The organism is Sulfitobacter faviae (assembly GCF_029870955.1).
GTDB lineage: Bacteria > Pseudomonadota > Alphaproteobacteria > Rhodobacterales > Rhodobacteraceae > Sulfitobacter > Sulfitobacter faviae.
Genome location: NZ_PGFQ01000001.1, coordinates 911,636 through 929,259, shown reverse-complemented (window position 1 = coordinate 929,259; position 17,624 = coordinate 911,636). Strand labels below are relative to the sequence as shown.

The following is a 17,624-nucleotide window of genomic DNA, read 5'->3' as shown; positions in this document are numbered from 1 at the left end:
GCAGAAATGACAGGCCGACCCCCGCACCCTTTCCCCGGTGCGCGGCCCTTTAAGGATGTGGATCATGGATAAACTGGTAGATCTTTCGAACGCGACGCTGGGTGATCTCGACATCGCCCACCCCAGCTATGACCGCAGCGCCCTGACCCCCGGTATCGTGCATATCGGCGTCGGCAATTTCCACCGCGCGCATCAGGCGTGGTATCTGCACCGCTTGATGCAGAACGGCCAAGCGCATGACTGGGCGATCCTCGGCGCGGGCGTGCGCCCCTATGATGCGGCCATGCGCCAGAAGCTCTTGGCGCAGGATTGTTTGACGACGCTGATCGAACTCGACCCCGCGCAGACCTCGGCCGAGGTTGTGGGGTCGATGATCGACTACTTGCCGATCGAAGAGGGCAACGGCGCCCTGATCCGCGCCATGGCCGATCCGGCCATTCGTATTGTCGGGCTGACCGTCACCGAAAGCGGCTATTACATTGACCCAGTCAGCAAGGGGTTCGACGCGGCCCACGCGGATATCATCCATGACGCGGCCCATCCCGAAACCCCACGCACCGCCTTTGGGGCCATCGTCGCGGCCCTGCGGCTGCGCCGCGATGCGGGGCAGGGGCCTTTCACCGGGTTGAGCTGTGACAATCTGCAGGGCAATGGCGATATCCTGCGCCAAGCGGTCGTGTCGCTGGCGCGCATGTCCGACCCGGCGCTGGCCGATTGGATCGAGGCAAACGCCAGTTTCCCCAACTCCATGGTCGATTGCATCGCCCCGGCCACCGGCCCCGCCGAGATCGGGCAGGCGCGGGAGTTCGGCGTGAACGACGCCGCCCCCGTCACCCATGAAGCCTTCCGCCAATGGGTGATCGAAGACGATTTCTGCGCGGGCCGCCCGGATTGGGACGAGGTAGGGGCGACCTTCTCGGACGAGGTGCACGCCTATGAGAAAATGAAGATCCGCATCCTCAACGCGGGCCATCAGGTCTTGGCCAATGTCGGTGAGGTGCTGGGGATCGAGACGATTTCCGCCACCATGGCGCATCCGCCGATCCGCGCGATGTTCCACCGCGTGCAGGCTGAAGAGATCACCCAGACGGTCGCCCCGGTGCCGGGCATGACGCCGCTGGCCTATCTCGATCTGATCGAACAGCGCTTCTCGAACCCGCGCATCGTCGATACCACCCGCCGCGTCGCCTTTGACGGTTCGGCCCGGCACACCGGCTTCGTGCTGCCGATCCTGCGGGATCAACTGGCGGCGGGGCGCTCGGTTACTGGTTTGGCCTTGGTCGAAGCGCTCTGGGCCCGGATGTGTGCGGGCACGCGCGAAGATGGCAGCGAAATCGTGGCCAACGATCCGATCTGGGACGCGCTGAAAGCCGTGGCGCAGGCCGCGCGGGAACGGCCCGAAGCCTGGCTTGAGCAAGAGCGCCTTTACGGTGATCTGGCGCAGGCCGAGGCGTTCCGCGATGCCTTTGTCGCTTGGCTCTCGCTCATCTGGGACGCAGGCGCAGTCGCGGCGATGAACGCCTATACGCAAGTTGATGAGAGCAACGATCGCGCCAGCAAGGCGGGCTAAGGGTTAGCTCTGGTCGGGTTTCAAGAACCCGACCAGCAGCGCCGACAGGGCCACCATGATCGCCGCCGCGCCCAGCATCAGGGGCAGGCCGCCAATCTGATAGCTTAGACCCGACATCAGTGTTCCCAAGAGCCGCCCGGCGGCATTGGCCATGTAGTAAAACCCCACATCCATCGTCACCCGCTCAGCCTTGGTGAAAGAGAGGATGAGGTAGGAATGCAGCGATGAGTTCACCGCAAAGACCGCGCCAAAGGCCAAGAGGCCGATCACAAGCGTCACGGTAAGCCAGCCCTGCGGCCCGTCGCTGAACAGCGCCGCCAGCGTCAGCGCCGTGGGCACGGCGGCAAGCGACCACGCCCAGCCCTTCGCGGCTGAGATCAGGTCGCCTGCCGGGCGGGATTTCGCGCGGAGCAGGCGTGGGGCGTAGATCTGCACCAACCCGTAGAGGATCACCCAGACCGCCATAAAGGTGCCGATCATGAAAAAGGCCGCGCGGTTGCTTTCCTCCGTGCCATCCGAGAGGACCGCGTAAAAATAGATCGGGATGCCCACCACGAACCACACGTCCCGCGCGCCGAAGAGAAACACCCGCGCCGCGCTGAGCCAGTTCACATTGGCGGATTTTGAGAAGACTTCCGAGAACTTCGCTCCCTTGCGGCCCTTGGGCAGGCCGGGCGGCATGGCGGTCAGCACGGCGAGCAGGATCAGCGCAAGGATCGCCGCCATCCCGAGCACCGCCCAGACAAAGCCAAGCGTCGCCAGCAGGGCTGCGCCGAGCAGAAAGCCCAAGCCTTTGACCATGTTCTTGGAACCGGTCAGCAGCGCCACCCAGCGAAACAGCCCGCCATCCTCAGCCGGGGCGAGCAGTTTGACGGCGGATTTCGACGACATCTTGGCTAAATCCTTGGCCACGCCGCTGGCCCCCTGCACCAGCATGACGAAGACGACCGAGGCCCCAACCGCCCATGTGGGGTCAAGCTGCGCCAGCGCCAGCAGTGCTACGATCTGCAACCCCAGCCCGGCATAGAGCGTCGAGGCGAGCCCGAAGCGCGCCGCGATCCAGCCCGCGCAGAGGTTGGTAATGACGCCCGCGATCTCATACAGCACAAAGAGATAGGCCAGTTGCACCGGCGAAAAGCCAAGCCGGTGGAAATGCAGCAACACCAACATGCGCAACGCGCCATCGGTCAGCATGAAGGCCCAATAGGCCGCCGTGACCGCGATATAGGCCGAAAGCCCCTCAGGGCGGGTCGCGCTCTGGCTCACAGGCTTGCCCCGACCATCAGCGCCACATCGACCAGACGGTGGGCATAGCCCATCTCATTGTCGTACCACGCATAGATTTTTACCTGCGTCCCGTTCACCACCATGGTGGAGGGCGCATCGACGATGCTGGACCGCGTGTCATTGGTGTAATCGGTCGAGACCAGCGGGCGCTCCTCATAGCCAAGGATGTCTTTCAACCCTCCTTCGGCGGCAGCTTTGAACAGGGCGTTCACCTCTTCCACGGTCGTCTCCCGCTCCACCTCAAAGACACAGTCAGTCAGCGAAGCGTTCAGCAGCGGCACCCGCACCGCATGGCCGTTCAACCGGCCTTTAAGCTCGGGGTAGATCAGGGTGATCGCCGTAGCGCTGCCCGTGGTCGTCGGGATCAGGGAGTTCAGGGCCGAACGGGCGCGGCGCAGGTCTTTGGCGGGGCGGTCGACGATGGTTTGTGTGTTGGTCACATCGTGGATCGTGGTGATGGAGCCGTGTTTGATCCGCAGCGCCTCATGGATGACCTTCACCACCGGGGCGAGGCAGTTGGTCGTGCAGCTTGCCGCCGTGACGATCCGGTGCCGTGCGGGATCATAGACATCATCATTGACGCCATAAACGATATTGGCCGCATCCCCGTCTTTTACCGGGGCCGAGATCACCACTTTCTTCACCCCGGCTTCGAAATAGGGGGCGAGTTTCGCCTCGGTCTTGAAGGCGCCGGTGCAATCGATCACCACATCCACCCCGTCAAGCGGCAGCGCGCCAAGGTCGCGCGTCCCGATGAAGGGCAGGCGGGTGCCGTTGATCGTCACGCTGTCGGCGTCATGGGCGAAATCGGCCTGCCAGCGCCCGTGCACCGTGTCGAATTCCAGCAGATGCGCGTGCATTTCTGGGTCGCCCACCGCATCGTTGATCCATGCAATTTCGGCCCCTTGGTCCAGCAGGGGTTTCAGGGCGAGCTTGCCAATACGGCCAAGGCCGTTGATCGCGTAGGTGGTCATGCGGAAGTTCCTTCTTTGTCGGTTTGGCCAGCGTCATCCAGCGCCTTTTGCAGCGAGATACGGTCGAGCGAGGTAAGCGGCAGGCTGGTAAAGCCCAGCATCCGGTTGCGCAGGGTGCCATAGGCCTGCTGGAAAGCGAGGCTCTTTTCCGCGTCGGAGCCTTCCACCTTGACCGGGTCGGGCAGCCCCCAATGGGCGGTGATCGGCTGGCCCGGCCATGTGGGGCATTCCTCATTGGCGGCCTGATTGCAGACGGTAAAGACGAAGTCGAAGGCAGGCGCATCCGCGGCCTGAAACTCAGAGATATGTTTTGATCTGAGGTGGGTCACGTCATGGCCCTTTTGTTCAAGCACTTCGACGGCGAAAGGGTTCAGCTCAGACTGCGGGCGGGTGCCTGCGGAATAGACGTTGAACCGGTCCCCTGCGAGGTCGCGTAGGATGCTTTCGGCAAAGATCGACCGGGCGGAGTTGCCGGTGCAGATGAATAGGACGTTGAACTTGTCGTCGGTCATGGGCGCGTTTCCATCTGAAGAGGTGAGGGGGAGGCAAATTTCGGGCCGGCCACGGCAGCAGTCGTTCAGCAGGTAGCCGATGGTGTCCCGCGCGGCCTCGATATCGATCGCATAGCGCAGGGATGTGCCCTGCCGTTCTTGGCTCACCAGCCCCGCTTGCATCAGCGCGCCGATATAGGTCGACAGGGTGTTGGGCTTGAGGCCGAGCGCCTGCGCCAGTTCGGTCGCGGGCACCCTGTCAGGATAGCGGCGCATGAGCAGCCGAAACAGCGCGAGGCGCTGCGGATGGCCGAGGGTGGCAAGGCGGTTGGGGATCACTTGTTCCATAATTCATGAATTACAGAATTAATCAGCTTTGCGCCAGTGAAGTTTTTGTAACAGCGCCAAATCGGCTGCGCCCGTATCGCCCCTATCCGCGGCGATTCATCGAAACCTATAAATATTACCAGCTTTACAGACGCGCCCGGGCGCGCGCAGTCAAGATGCGCCGGAAATTTAATCAAACTATAACAAATGCTTGAAGATCGCCGGCGCGAATCTTGCTATCCGAGTTTGCGGCTGTGCTGAATGGCCGTCAGACATAAGATGCGCGCTCAGGCTGACGCGACCTTTTGACAGGGCCTGCCATTTGGCTCTGTTTCGGTCCCCGCTTTCGGAAGCCGCGCCCCTGTCCGCTGTGTTGGACGATCGTGTTTTTGTAAGGGGCGCATTGGTTTTCGGGCGGGGGCCGCTTTATGCTCTGCACCGCTTCGCGGGCAGGCGGACGTGCCGACCTTTCGTCGGGCGGCCCTTTCGCTTGACCCTTGGTCATTGAGACAAAATTGCAACGTTTTGGCCCGTTTCCCCTATTCCGAGAAATCATTCGACGGCGGGCATGTTCCCTCACTGGTTGAGGTGTCCTAACTGAATGCTCAGTTTTTAATCACATGAGCTTTTGAACGCCGCCCTATGGTGACACCGCTTTCCGACCGCTACCTCCTATTGAAAGAACAACGCCCCGACATCAAACCCGCCGAGATGTTGCAGGTCTTGGCGCAGGATATGGGGCTGAACAACCTGTCCTATCTGGGGTTTCACAAGATCGGCGCCAGCGGCAGCGATCCGGTCATTCACTCGACCTATGATCCCGCTTGGCTGACACGCTACCAAGAGGAAAACTACCATTTGATCGACCCGGTGGTCGACAAATCCCTCGAAGGTACCCTGCCGGTGGACTGGAGCGAGCTGCCCAAGGTCGACCGGACCACGCGCAATTTCTTTGGCGAGGCGATGGAGTTCGGCGTGCGCCAGAACGGTGTGTCGATCCCCATTCGGGACCACGCGCATGGCAAGGCGGTGCTGACGCTGAACTCTGACCTGCGCATTCACGAATGGCGCAAGTACAAGCGCGGGATCATCGCCGATGCGATCTATCTGGGCTGTCTGATCCAAAGTGATATGGTGGCGGATATCGCCCCCGCCGCGCCGGGGCCACGGCTGAGCAACCGTGAAAAGGAAGTGCTGAAATGGGCCGCGGTGGGCAAAACGGCATGGGAGACGGCGCAGATCATGACGGTGGCGGCCAGCACGGTGAACCATCATCTGTATAACGCCTGTGCCAAGCTGGACGTGACCAACAAGACCCATGCGGTGGCCAAGGCGATCCGGGCGCAGATCATCACGATCTGACCGGGCGGGGCAGGGTTTGGCGGCGGCTTCGCCGCGCGGTAAGCCGCCTGCAACATAGGAGAGCGATATGGAACTGCGCGACAAACGTATTTTGGTCACCGGCGGCAGCGACGGGATCGGGCGTCACATCTGTCTCAAACTGGCAGAGGCTGGCGCGCGGCTGGCCATTCTGGGCCGGGATGAGACACGTCTTCAGGCCGTGGCAGAAGCCTGCGAAGCCGCCGGCGCGGCAGAGGCGGTGGGGCTGACCTGCGATCTGCAAGACCCTTCGGCGATCGATCGGGCCGCCGCACAGGTGGTGGACCGTCTTGGCGGCTTGGACATTCTGATCAACAACGCAGGGATTTGGCACAAGGCAGGCCCGCTCGACACGATCGCGCCCGAAATGCTGCAAGCGACGGTGCAGACCAATTTGACGGGCCTCATGCAGATGACACAGGCCACGCTGCCCGCGCTGCGCGACAATGACGAGGCGATCATCCTCAATGTCGTCTCCAAATCCGGTGTCGTGGCGCAGGCGGGGCAGTCAGTCTATACGGCCACGAAATACGGCGTGCGCGGCTTTACGGAGGTGCTGAAGGCGGATGAGGAAAACACCGGCGTACGGGTGGGCGGGCTGTATCAGTCTGGCACCAACACCGGCATGTTCGCCAAGGCCGGAGAGGACGTGCCGAACCATATTTTCACCGAGCCGGATGATCTGGCCGATGTGGTGGTCTTTGTCCTGTCCCGCCCGCCGAAGCTTTGGATTCACGATATCCGTATCGAACTTTAAGCGCGGGCGCGGCGCTCAGTCGGTGCTTTGCAGCGCGCTTGGGGCGGCTTGCGGGGTGGCCTCTGCCCCGGCCCCGATGCCGAATTCGACATGGAAGGTCGATCCGACGCCGACTTCGCTTTCGTAAAACAGATCCCCCGCCATCTGCCGTGCCAGTTGGCGGGAGATATGCAGGCCGAGGCCGGAGCCTTGGGTTGATTTCTGCCCGTCGTCGTCAAGCTGCCCGAAACGGCCAAAGACCTTTTCCTCCATCCCCTCGGGAATGCCGCGCCCATGATCGCGGATCGAGACCCGCACGCGCCCGTTGTTGGTGGTCAGCGTGCCCTCCACCGTGTCCCCCACATTCGAGAATTTCACCGCGTTCGATATCAGGTTGTCGACCACCTGCCGGATGGCAAAGGCATCGCCCAAGACCACGGCGGGCTGGCCGACACTGCCGATATCCAGCCGCACGCCGCGCTCATGGGCATACATGCGGTTTTCCTCGATACTCTCGCGGAGCAGGGCAGGCAGGTCGACCGGCAGCCATTCGAGCGAGAGCGCCTGCACCTCAAGCTTTTGCACCAGCAGGATATTATCGACCAACCGCGACAGGCGCACCCCGTTGCGATGGGCAATGTCGAGCGAGGAGCGCAGCGGGCCTTTGATCTCACCCAGCTTGCCGCTGAGGGCCAGTGCCAAGCCCCCTTTCAGAGAGGTCAGCGGCGTGCGCAGCTCATGGCTGACGACCGAGATGAATTCATCCTTGGCACGGTTCGCCTCATCCGCCTCTCTCAAGGCCCGCTCTAGGGCCGTGGTGGTGGCGATCCGCTCGGTAACATCGACGAAAGTAACGCTCCAGCCGATGGCGGGGCCCGCGGGGGCGAGGGGGTTTTCGATGGGTTGAACGCGCGGCTCATAAAGCCGTTCGTTACAGGTGATATGGGCCGAGCCGTTCTGCGCCATCTGCGCTTCGATCCCCGCGATCAGATCGTCGCCCAACGTCGGATCGGACAGAAGCCCGCTGCGCTTGGCCGCGGCGTTCGAGCGGATGACGCGGCGCCGCGCGTCCAAAAGGATCAGCGGTTCGCTCATCGTGTCAAACAGGGTCGATTGCCCGACCGAGGGCATGTCCATCGTCTTGTTCGTGACCAGCAACCACGAAAAGGCGAAGATGCCCAAGGTGAACATGAAGGCGGTCGGATCAAGGCCGACGACAGTAAAACCAAGCAGCGCATAGGCCGCGTTCGCGCCCAAGGGGATCAGCGTGATCACCACCAGCATCGTCAGCAGCGGCCAAGCGGCCCGTTTCGCGCGAAAGAACGCCCGGCCCAGCCAGATGAGCGTCGCCATCACGAAGCAATAGAGCACCGCAAGAACGAGGAAATACCCCGGCCCATGTGCAAAGGTGATCTGATCGTCGCCCGGCTGAAGCGCGGTCTCGGCGGTATAGATCAGGTGGTGCCAATCGTTCGTCGCCGCAAGGCCGAAGGCCGCAAGCGGCACGGCAATCAGAGCCAGAAGGCTCACCCATCCGCGCGACCGGCTGGAGGGGCCGACATATTCGAAGATAAAGAAGGACCACGCCACCGGCACCAGCCCATGCCCCAGCCACGCAAGCTGCGCCTGTTGCATCTGGCAGGCGTAGGCGGGCGTTGCCGCTTCGGCCCCGACCATCATCAGGGTCCAGATCATCCCCAAAAAGGTGAGCGCATAGTAAATTTTGCCATGGAACTCTTGGAACTTGAGCGTCCAAAAGGCGACAGCTGCGGCGATCGTGCTGACGGCGAGCACGGTCCAATAGACCGGGTCGAGCATCAGCCCTTGGAAACACGTTAGCATGGCGGAAATACCTATGAACCAAAATGAATGTGCGCAGACCAGCATTAAAATACGGCGCAAGTTTGGCGCTGTAGTGACGTATTATGGCCGGTAGATGCAACCCTAGGGCGCAAAGCCGCGCCGTAAGTACCGTCACTCCCGCGCTTTAGTTGCTGTGATTCCCCTCGGGGGATGGGGCGAAACGGCGCTTAGAACGGGCATCTTGACGCCTTCGGTTGCAGGGGCGGGGGGCGATTGACCGGCAAACAGCCCGCCTGCGCTGTTTGCGAGGGGCTGGAGTTTCATCAAATGAAATTACCGCCAAAAAGAACCCCCCGAACACGGTTTCGACGCAATCCTTGCGCAACACTGGCGTCATTATCTTGAGGTTTAAAAATGCTGACTGTGGCTCATTCTATGCACTCGGACCACGATATGACGCTGGTCTTGCTTGCCGCGCTGTTGTGCGCATTCGGCAGCTGGGTGATCGCAAACCTTTACCGGCACGCGCTTAAACAAACGCCGCGACAGGCGTTGTTGTGGTATTTTCTGACCGCCGTGACCTCGGGCATCGCCATCTGGTGCACGCATTTCATCGCCATGCTGGCCTATCAGCCCGACGCGCCGGTCAGCTTTGATTTCGGGTTGACCTTCGTCTCGCTGTTGATCGCAATTATCGGGTCCACCTTGGGCATTTTGATCGCCGGGATGTACCGCAGGCGGTTCACGAATGTGATCGGCGGGGTGATCTTGGGGCTCTCGATCTCGGCCATGCATTACACCGGGATGGTCGCCTATCGGATCGAAGGTATGATCCACTGGGACCAGAATTATCTCGTCGCTTCGGTCGTGCTGGCCATGGTGCTCTCCATCGTGGCTTTGTCTTTTGGTGGGCGGGGCGAAAAATACGCCCGGTCAAAAATGACGGCGAGCTTTGCTTTGGCGATCATCGGCCTTCATTTTACCGGCATGGCAGCTTTTCACGTGATGCCGACAACCTTGATCGGCGGTCATAGCAACCCGGATGAGTTCAGATTGCTGGCGATGGTCATCGCAGGAACGGCTGCAATGATCGTGACCGGCGGGCTGTTCACCTATTTCATCGAAAACCGCACCCGGATGGAGAACATCGTCGAGCTGCGTCAAGCACGGGATGAAGCCCGCGATGCCAGCCGGGCCAAGTCCGAGTTCATGAGCGTTCTCAGCCATGAGCTGCGCACGCCGCTGACCATCATCAACGGCTACGCCAGCTTCCTGACCAACCTCAAAGGCCATACCATGGCCAAGCTGAAACCGAACGAGCCGATCTCAAAGGTGCATTTCGATGAGTTGGGCGACCAGACAGAGCGCTACGGCGGGCGTATCAAATCGGCGGGCGACCATCTGTTGACCATTATTAACGAGCTTCTCGACTATACGAGCATTGAATTGAATTCCGTGAAGCTCAACAGAACCTCTTTTGCGGCGGGCGATTTGCTGGCCGAATTGGCAGAGCAATTTCAGGGGCTGGCCAAGGAAAAACAGGCGGTGTTGGAAATCGAATATGATGAATTTGACGTTTTCGCCGACCGCGGGCGCTGCAAACAGATCCTGATCAATCTCTTGGGCAACGCGCTGAAGTTCTCTTCGGCCTCCAGCATTCGCATGCGCGCCAAGCAGGTCGGCGATACATGCCGACTTGAGGTCGAAGACAACGGTTGCGGGATGCCGGCAGAGGATTTGCAGCGGATTTTCCAAGCCTTCATTCAAGCGGAAACAGCCAGCAAAAGCGCCGATGGCGGCACCGGGCTTGGCCTTGCGATCAGCAAAAAGCTCGCCGCCGCGCATGAGGGGGACATCCGGGTAGAGAGTACCGTTGGCATCGGGACGAAGTTCACCGTCGATCTGCCCCTCTGCGCCTCGGAAATCGCGGCAGAGGAAGCGCTTGTGGCCGCGTGATCGGCCCCTTCCCATTTCGGGGCGGGGCCTCTCCTTCTAAATGCGCCCGTCGATTGAGCGAATTCGCGCGGTCTTAATTCAATTGATGCGCTTTAGAGCACTGCGACTTGAATTGGGATGCGAAAGCGACAATGGTCGGAAGAGGCGTCATTTATTCACCGGGGATGTCAAAAAAAACGCCATTCATTCCCGGAATACATAGCTTATACAATTTTGCGCTGCCTACCGCCCTTCCTGTCTGGGCGCTTTGGCGCCGCTTAACTTAAATTAGTATCTCTTTGCTTTTATGTTCCAAATTATAGGACTACGGTAAATGCTAAAGATGATAAGTATTGGGAGGGGACCTATGGGCGCGAGCAAATCGGCAAACGGGGACGTGCCGAGATCTGCAATTTTTGCGGCGTCCCCCCATGGTTATCTTATTTTAGACACTGATTTGATTATCATCGACGTGAATGACCGGTACTTATTCATGACCGGGACAAAAGCGGAGGACCTTGTCGGGAAACATCTGTTCGACGCTTTCCCGGATGACCCTTCCGACGCGACGGCCGATGGCACCAACAATCTGGGCAAGTCGCTTGAGATCGTCGCCGCCACGGGCAAACAGCACCGCATGGCCGTGCAGAAGTACAATATCCCCATTCGCGACAGCGCCGACGGGGCCTTTGAAGAGAAATATTGGCAACCGTTGAACACGCCCGTGTTTGAAGATGGCAAGCTGATCGCGCTGATCCACCATGTCGAGGATGTCACCTCGGAATTTATCGGTCGCCGTGATCAGGCGATACGGCTCAATCTGGCCAAGCAGGTGTCGGGGATCGGCTATGGTGAGTTGGACCTTCAGACGGGGACCGCGAATATCTCGCAGGAATTGGCCAATCTGTTCGGCTATGCCGATACCGAGGGGACAATCCCCATGGCCAAGCTGTTCCGGCGTATCCATCCCGATGATCTGGCGCATGTGAACCAAAGCTTGGGCGAAACGATGGCCAATGATGCCACCGTGAACGCCGATTATCGGATCGTCTTGCCCAATGGGGAGACCCGTTGGCTGAACACGCGTGGTGAAGTTCTTTTCGAACATGACAAGCCCGCGCGGTTCATCGGTGCCACGCTCGATCTGACCCATTCCAAGAAGCGCGAAGAGGTCTTGCAGAAGACCCTGACCGAGCGTGACAAGCTTCTTGAGCAGAAGGAAACACTGCTTGGCGATGTGAACCACCGGATCAAGAACAGCCTGCATCTGGTGTCGAGCATTCTGCGTCTCGAAGCCGCGTCGGTGGACGATGCGTCTGTCAAACACAGCCTGCAACAGGCTTCGCTCCGGGTGCATGCGGTAAGCTCCGTCCATGAACTTATCTATAAATCGCATAACGTTACCCATGTGGATGTGGGCGAATACATCCCGCAGCTCGTCGATTTCCTTTCAGCCAGTACCGAGACCGACAGCAAGCAGATCGAGACTGTCGTCGATGCGCAGTCGGTCACCGTGCCGACCGATTTGGCCATCAACCTTGCGCTGCTGATCAATGAGCTTGTGACCAACGCGCATAAACATGCTTTCGTCGCGCGGGAACAGGGCAGGGTTGATGTTCGTTTGCATCAAGAGGGAGCCCTTTTGGCGTTAACGGTGTCGGACGATGGGATCGGCAACGCGGAGAGTGTGGATAGGGTCGGTCTCGGTTCGAAGATCGTGGCGGGCATTGTCGGCCAGCTTGGGGCGACGATGGATAAGAGGGCAACAGAGCATGGTTATTGCGTTGAAATTGAGGTTCCCATGCCCGCCGGGTGATGGCCGGTGAATATTCTGATTGTCGAAGACGAATTTTTGATTGCCTTGGACCTTCAGATGCAGCTCGAACAGCTTCAGCATTCCGTCCTTGGCCCGGTCAAGGATTTCGCGACCTGCCGGGAGGTGGTGACGCAGTCCCGGCCCGATCTGGCCTTCATGGACCTACGGCTCGCCAATGGCGATTCCGGCGAAGAGGTCGCGCAGTGGCTGCTGGCGGAACACAACATCCGCTGCGTCTTCATGAGCGGCAATCTGGACGATCTCACCCAACAGCGGCTAAGCGCGCTTGAGCCTGTCGCCATGCTTGGCAAACCGACCTTTCCGCATCTGATCGCCGCGGCGATCGAGGATTTTTCGCGCGCGTAGGTGGGGAGGGCCCACGTGTGAAAGAAAGTGGCGCTCCCTGAAGGATTCGAACCCTCGGCCTGCCGATTAGAAGTCGGCTGCTCTATCCAGCTGAGCTAAGGGAGCACTCGGCCGCTTATAGGGGCAAGCCTCGCCCTGCATCAAGAGGAACCCGACGCGGGCCGGGCGGGTTGAGCCGACATCGGACATATAACCCAAAGGAGGAAGCCATGTATCTGCGCAATATCCTACTCGGGGCCGCTTTGGCCACAACTGGCGCCGTGGCGGCGCAGGCCGAAAGCCATATGCAAACGGCGGCGACGGCTCAGGTCGCGGGCAATTCGAATGATATTTCGGGCAATGTTTCGCTGAACACGACTGCGTCGGGCCGCACCTTGGTCAAGATCGACGTAACCGGCGTGCCCGCGGGTACCCACGGCGTGCACTTGCATGAGACCGGTGATTGTTCGGCAGAGGATTTCAAATCCGCCGGTGGCCATATCGCGGGGGACCGCAAGCACGGTGTGCTCGTCGAAGGTGGGCCGCATCCCGGTGATATGCCCAATATGGTCGTGGGTGAAGATGGGGTGCTTGAAGCCGAAGTCTTTCTCGACCTGCTCGATATTGAGACCATGATCAAAGACGATGATGGTGCGGCCTTCATCATCCACAGCGGCGCAGACGATTACGAATCGCAGCCATCGGGCGACGCGGGGTCGCGTATCGCTTGTGGCGTGTTTGAGGCGTCGTGATGTTTTGAGGCGTCGTGATGTGATGTGAATTTTCGGCACTTCCGTCCCGGCTATCGGGGCGGGGGTGTCGATTCGATTTATAGAATAGGCGTGCAGCGTAGGCTTTAAAGAAACGAGCGGCACTCTCGCGGGGGTACTTCGATAATTAAGAGGAGTTTCATGGTGTTGCTGGAGAGAATTGAACTCTCGTACTCAGACTGACGCGTAGCGTCGGGCGTAAGTCGAGAGACCAGCGCTTGTGCTAGACGTTACATGTCCGGAAAAAGCGAAGATTAATGGTGCTGCTGGAGGGAATTGAACTCTCGCACTCAGACTGACGCGTAGCGTCGGGCGTAAGTCGAGAGACCAGCGCTTGTGCTAGACGTTACATATCCGGAAACAAGGAAGTTTCATGGTGCTGCTGGAGAGAATTGAACTCTCGACCTCTCCCTTACCAAGGGAGTGCTCTACCTCTGAGCTACAGCAGCGCCGTGGACGGGTGATTAGCCGCAATCGAAAGGGGGCGCAACCCCTGATCTGGACCCTTCTTGCCCCCTGCGCTAGATAGGCGGCATGGCAAAGCAAAACGCCCCGGAAAAGAACGCGAAAACACCCTCTGCGCGGGAGGCGCGGCTGAAGGCTGCGCTCAAGGCGAATATGGCGCGGCGCAAGGCGCAGGCGCGCGCGCGGGCCGAGGATGTGGCGCAGGATACAGGCAATGGCCCCGAGGGGCCGGAAAAGGACAGCTGAACGATGGATTCCATTCTGGTCAGGGGCGGCGGTGCGCTCAACGGGCAAATTCCCATCGCGGGTGCTAAAAACGCCTGTCTGGCGCTGATGCCCGCCACATTGCTGAGCGAAGAGCCGCTGACGCTGACCAATGCGCCGCGTCTGAGCGACATTCGCACGATGACACAGCTTTTGCAGTCTCTCGGCGCCGAAGTGGCCGCGATGCAGGACGGCAAGGTCATCACCATGGCAAGCCATGGGAGATCAACACAAGGGCCGAATATGACATCGTGCGCAAGATGCGCGCGTCGAATCTGGTCTTGGGGCCGCTTTTGGCGCGCGAGGGCCATGCCGAAGTCTCGCTCCCCGGCGGCTGCGCGATTGGTGCGCGCCCGATGGACATTCACACCGACGGTCTGGCCAAGATGGGCGCGGAGATCGACCTGCGGGACGGCTATCTTTATGCCAAGGCCGCGGGCGGCAAGCTGAAGGGGGCGGTGATCGACTTCCCCTTCGCCTCTGTCGGGGCGACCGAGAATATCCTCATGGCCGCGACCCTTGCCAAGGGCACCACCGTCATCAACAACGCCGCGCGGGAGCCTGAGATCGTCGATCTGGCGGATTGTCTGCGGGCCATGGGGGCGCAGATCGAAGGCGATGGCACCTCCAGCATCACCATTCAGGGTGTCGACAGCCTGCACGGGGCCACCCATAAGGTCGTGACCGACCGGATCGAGCTTGGCACCTATATGCTGGCCCCGGCCTTCTGCGGCGGTGAGGTTGAGCTTCTGGGCGGGCGAATCGATCTGCTGGAGGCGTTTTGCGAAAAGCTCGACGCGGCGGGCATCGACGTAAGTGAGACTGATGCGGGCCTCAAGGTCGCACGGCGCAACGGGCGGATTTCGGCGGTGGATGTCACCACCGAGCCGTTCCCCGGTTTCCCGACCGATCTTCAGGCGCAGATGATGGCGCTGCTCTGCACGGCTGAAGGCACATCGGTTCTGGAAGAGAAGATTTTCGAGAATCGCTTCATGCACGCGCCGGAGCTGATCCGCATGGGCGCGCGGATTGATGTGCAGGGGGTACGGCCAAGGTCACCGGGGTCGAAAAGCTCAAAGGGGCGCCGGTTATGGCGACCGATCTGCGGGCGTCGATCTCCCTCATCCTTGCCGGGTTGGCCGCCACTGGGGAGACCACGGTCAGCCGGGTCTACCACCTTGATCGCGGCTATGAGCATGTGGTCTCCAAACTGCGCGGCGTTGGGGCGGATATCGAAAGGATCAGCGACAAATGACCGAAGATGCACGTTTCGAAGATGGCCGCGAAGCGCCGCTGAACCTTGGTGCTTTGGATGCCGAGGATCTGACGGTGATCGCCTCGCTGACCCAAGACGCGGTCTTTCCCGCCTCCGAAATGCGCTGGCACCGCGCGGGCGCGCGCTTTGCGCTGCTGCTGAACCGGCTGCGGCATGAGGATACGGGGGCGGCGCGTCACGCGCCCGAGCGGGTGCAATCGGTGCTGATGTTCAACAACGTGCAACGTGTCGCCAGCCAAGGTGTGCCGCAGGGCGATGCCGATACGATCCTGTCGCTGCTGGATATCGCGTTTGAAGAGGGCGACGCGCCCTCGGGCCATGTGACGCTGACTTTGGCCGGAGACGGCGCGATCCGGCTGGAAGTCGAAGCGCTTGAGGTGACGCTCAAGGATGTGACCCGCCCCTATGTCGCCCCGTCCAAGAAACGGCCCGTTCACCCTGAGTGACGCCGCCGCATGGCGGGCAAGGATCGCAAGATGCCTGAACTGAAACAGAATAGATTTACGCGGGGCCGGATCACCGCGCTGCTGACCGAAGTGTCCGGTTGGGCACTGATCCTCCTGGGCTGCGTCTTGGGCGCGGCGCAACTCATCGCGTCGCTCTCGGTCGCGACCTTGGTGGTGCCGCTCGCGTTGGTCTCGGGTGGTCTCTCCGCCATTTTGGTGGCGCAGGTGGCGCGTGCGATCTTCGACAATGCGCAAGACACCCGCGCCATGCGACTGGCGCAGCGTGCCGCCCCCGCTGCCACCTCTAAAACCGCAGGCCTGCGGGCCGAGCCGAGCCTGCGCCGCCCGCAGGCGTCTTAACATTTTCGGGCCAGCCCTGCGCGGCGGCCCCTCTACGAAAGCTTGAACCCATGCCCGTCACGCTCGATGCCTCTGCCGCCGATTTCGAAGCGGCTTTTGACAAACTGCTGAACGCCAAGCGCGAGGACAGCCCCGATGTCGATGCCGTGGTGGCCGAGATCATCGCCGATGTGCGCGCCCGTGGCGATGCCGCCGTGATCGACCTGTCGCAGAGATTCGACCGCGTGACCCTGACTGCCGAGACCCTGCGCATCAGCGCGGAAGAGGTCGACGCCGCCGTGGCCGAAGTCTCTCCCGAAGACCGCAAGGCGCTGGAACTCGCCGCCGACCGCATCCGCGCCTATCACGCCCGGCAATTGCCCGAGGATGCGGAATGGACCGACCCCGATGGCGCCACGCTGGGCTGGCGCTGGACGCCGGTTTCCGCCGCGGGCCTCTATGTGCCCGGCGGATTGGCGAGCTACCCATCCTCGGTGTTGATGAACGCGGTCCCGGCCAAAGTGGCGGGGGTGGCGCGTCTGGCGATGGTCGTACCGACGCCCGATGGTGTGCTGAACCCGCTTGTGCTGCTGGCCGCCCGCATCGCCGGGGTGGATGAGATTTACCGCATCGGCGGCGCGCAGGCCGTGGCGGCACTGGCCTATGGCACCGAAACGATCCCCCGGTGGACAAGATCACCGGCCCGGGCAACGCTTTCGTCGCCGCCGCCAAACGCCGCGTTTTCGGCAAGGTCGGCATCGACATGATCGCGGGGCCATCCGAGATCCTCGTCATCGCCGATGGAGAGAACGATCCCGATTTTATTGCCCTCGATCTGCTCAGCCAAGCCGAACATGACGAGAGCGCGCAGAGCATTCTGATCACCACCGACCCTGCCTTTGCCCGCGCGGTGGAAGAGGCGGTTGAGAAGCGTCTGCTCACCCTCGAACGCCGCGCCATCGCGGGCGCAAGCTGGCGCGACAATGGAGCGATCATCACCGTGCCGGACCTCGACGCCGCCGCCGCCCTCAGCAACCGCATCGCGCCGGAGCACCTTGAGCTTTGCGTGGCGGACCCGAAGGCGCTGTCGGACAAGATCACCCATGCCGGGGCGATCTTCCTCGGCCAATGGACGCCCGAGGCGATTGGCGATTACGTCGGCGGGCCGAACCACGTTCTGCCCACGGCGCGCTCGGCGCGTTTCTCCTCTGGCCTGTCGGTGCTGGATTTCATGAAGCGGACGACGCTGGCGCAGATGTCGCCCGAGGCGCTCAAGGCCATCGGCCCCGCGGCAGAGCGGCTGGCCCAGTCCGAAAGCCTTGAGGCACATGGCCTGTCGGTCACCGCGCGTCTGCGCAAACTCAACGACTAGGGCAGGGGCAGCGCTGCCCCCGCCTGCG

14 protein-coding genes, 2 tRNA genes and 2 pseudogenes are annotated in these 17,624 nt (G+C 61.2%); 12 read left to right on the top strand and 6 right to left on the bottom strand.

The window, feature by feature from the left end; translation table 11 throughout:
- The first annotated feature begins 64 nt into the window (after nt 1-64).
- Complete coding sequence (locus CUR85_RS04860) at nt 65-1,570, top strand: mannitol dehydrogenase family protein (RefSeq protein ID WP_136720469.1); 1,506 nt, start codon at nt 65-67, stop codon at nt 1,568-1,570.
- Between the two features lie 3 nt (nt 1,571-1,573).
- Here CUR85_RS04860 and arsJ read toward each other — a convergent pair whose 3' ends face one another.
- The 3 genes from arsJ to CUR85_RS04845 are packed head-to-tail and all read right to left on the bottom strand — an operon-like array spanning nt 1,574 to nt 4,670.
- Nucleotides 1,574-2,836: an organoarsenical effux MFS transporter ArsJ gene (gene arsJ, locus CUR85_RS04855; RefSeq protein WP_067264674.1), complete on the bottom strand. Its 1,263-nt coding sequence runs from the start codon at nt 2,834-2,836 to the stop codon at nt 1,574-1,576.
- Entirely contained in the window at nt 2,833-3,831 is a 999-nt protein-coding gene (locus CUR85_RS04850) for an ArsJ-associated glyceraldehyde-3-phosphate dehydrogenase (protein WP_067264676.1), read from the bottom strand. The genes arsJ and CUR85_RS04850 overlap by 4 nt, the downstream gene beginning before the upstream one ends.
- Nucleotides 3,828-4,670, bottom strand: coding sequence for an arsenate reductase/protein-tyrosine-phosphatase family protein (locus tag CUR85_RS04845; protein WP_067264678.1), 843 nt, complete (start codon nt 4,668-4,670; stop codon nt 3,828-3,830). The genes CUR85_RS04850 and CUR85_RS04845 overlap by 4 nt, the downstream gene beginning before the upstream one ends.
- 621 nt (nt 4,671-5,291) lie before the next feature.
- Here CUR85_RS04845 and CUR85_RS04840 point away from each other — a divergent pair.
- On the top strand, nt 5,292-6,011 hold the full coding sequence (locus CUR85_RS04840) for a helix-turn-helix transcriptional regulator (RefSeq protein ID WP_067264680.1): 720 nt from the start codon (nt 5,292-5,294) through the stop codon (nt 6,009-6,011).
- A 67-nt stretch (nt 6,012-6,078) separates the two neighbouring features.
- Complete coding sequence (locus tag CUR85_RS04835; protein WP_067264682.1) at nt 6,079-6,786, top strand: SDR family oxidoreductase; 708 nt, start codon at nt 6,079-6,081, stop codon at nt 6,784-6,786.
- Between the two features lie 15 nt (nt 6,787-6,801).
- Here CUR85_RS04835 and CUR85_RS04830 read toward each other — a convergent pair whose 3' ends face one another.
- Entirely contained in the window at nt 6,802-8,607 is a 1,806-nt protein-coding gene (locus CUR85_RS04830; protein ID WP_231886362.1) for a sensor histidine kinase, read from the bottom strand.
- Nucleotides 8,608-9,003: 396 nt separating this feature from the next.
- Between CUR85_RS04830 and CUR85_RS04825 the strand changes: the two genes are divergently transcribed.
- The 3 genes from CUR85_RS04825 to CUR85_RS04815 all read left to right on the top strand — a co-directional run bounded on the left by CUR85_RS04825 (nt 9,004) and on the right by CUR85_RS04815 (nt 12,685).
- Entirely contained in the window at nt 9,004-10,524 is a 1,521-nt protein-coding gene (locus tag CUR85_RS04825) for a sensor histidine kinase (protein ID WP_280321985.1), read from the top strand.
- Nucleotides 10,525-10,837: 313 nt separating this feature from the next.
- Nucleotides 10,838-12,319 (top strand): sensor histidine kinase, encoded by a 1,482-nt coding sequence (locus CUR85_RS04820; RefSeq protein WP_343245408.1) that lies wholly within the window; start codon nt 10,838-10,840, stop codon nt 12,317-12,319.
- A gap of 6 nt (nt 12,320-12,325) precedes the next feature.
- Nucleotides 12,326-12,685: a response regulator gene (locus CUR85_RS04815; RefSeq protein WP_067264689.1), complete on the top strand. Its 360-nt coding sequence runs from the start codon at nt 12,326-12,328 to the stop codon at nt 12,683-12,685.
- 28 nt (nt 12,686-12,713) lie between these two features.
- Here the strand turns inward: CUR85_RS04815 and CUR85_RS04810 are convergent.
- Nucleotides 12,714-12,790, bottom strand: a tRNA-Arg gene (locus tag CUR85_RS04810).
- A gap of 104 nt (nt 12,791-12,894) precedes the next feature.
- On the opposite strand from CUR85_RS04810, the gene CUR85_RS04805 reads away from it, so the two are divergent.
- Nucleotides 12,895-13,416 (top strand): superoxide dismutase family protein, encoded by a 522-nt coding sequence (locus CUR85_RS04805; protein ID WP_067264691.1) that lies wholly within the window; start codon nt 12,895-12,897, stop codon nt 13,414-13,416.
- A gap of 392 nt (nt 13,417-13,808) precedes the next feature.
- Here the strand turns inward: CUR85_RS04805 and CUR85_RS04800 are convergent.
- Nucleotides 13,809-13,883, bottom strand: a tRNA-Thr gene (locus tag CUR85_RS04800).
- An 85-nt stretch (nt 13,884-13,968) separates the two neighbouring features.
- On the opposite strand from CUR85_RS04800, the gene CUR85_RS04795 reads away from it, so the two are divergent.
- The 5 genes and pseudogenes from CUR85_RS04795 to hisD all read left to right on the top strand — a co-directional run bounded on the left by CUR85_RS04795 (nt 13,969) and on the right by hisD (nt 17,596).
- On the top strand, nt 13,969-14,145 hold the full coding sequence (locus CUR85_RS04795; protein ID WP_168612795.1) for a hypothetical protein: 177 nt from the start codon (nt 13,969-13,971) through the stop codon (nt 14,143-14,145).
- A gap of 3 nt (nt 14,146-14,148) precedes the next feature.
- Nucleotides 14,149-15,418, top strand: a pseudogene (murA, locus tag CUR85_RS04790) (UDP-N-acetylglucosamine 1-carboxyvinyltransferase).
- Complete coding sequence (locus CUR85_RS04785) at nt 15,415-15,885, top strand: DUF2948 family protein (RefSeq protein WP_067266611.1); 471 nt, start codon at nt 15,415-15,417, stop codon at nt 15,883-15,885. Before murA ends, CUR85_RS04785 begins: the two are co-directional and overlap by 4 nt.
- A 30-nt stretch (nt 15,886-15,915) precedes the next feature.
- Nucleotides 15,916-16,245 (top strand): hypothetical protein, encoded by a 330-nt coding sequence (locus CUR85_RS04780; RefSeq protein ID WP_136720467.1) that lies wholly within the window; start codon nt 15,916-15,918, stop codon nt 16,243-16,245.
- 50 nt (nt 16,246-16,295) lie between these two features.
- Nucleotides 16,296-17,596, top strand: a pseudogene (gene hisD, locus CUR85_RS04775) (histidinol dehydrogenase).
- The last annotated feature ends 28 nt before the right edge of the window (nt 17,597-17,624 follow it).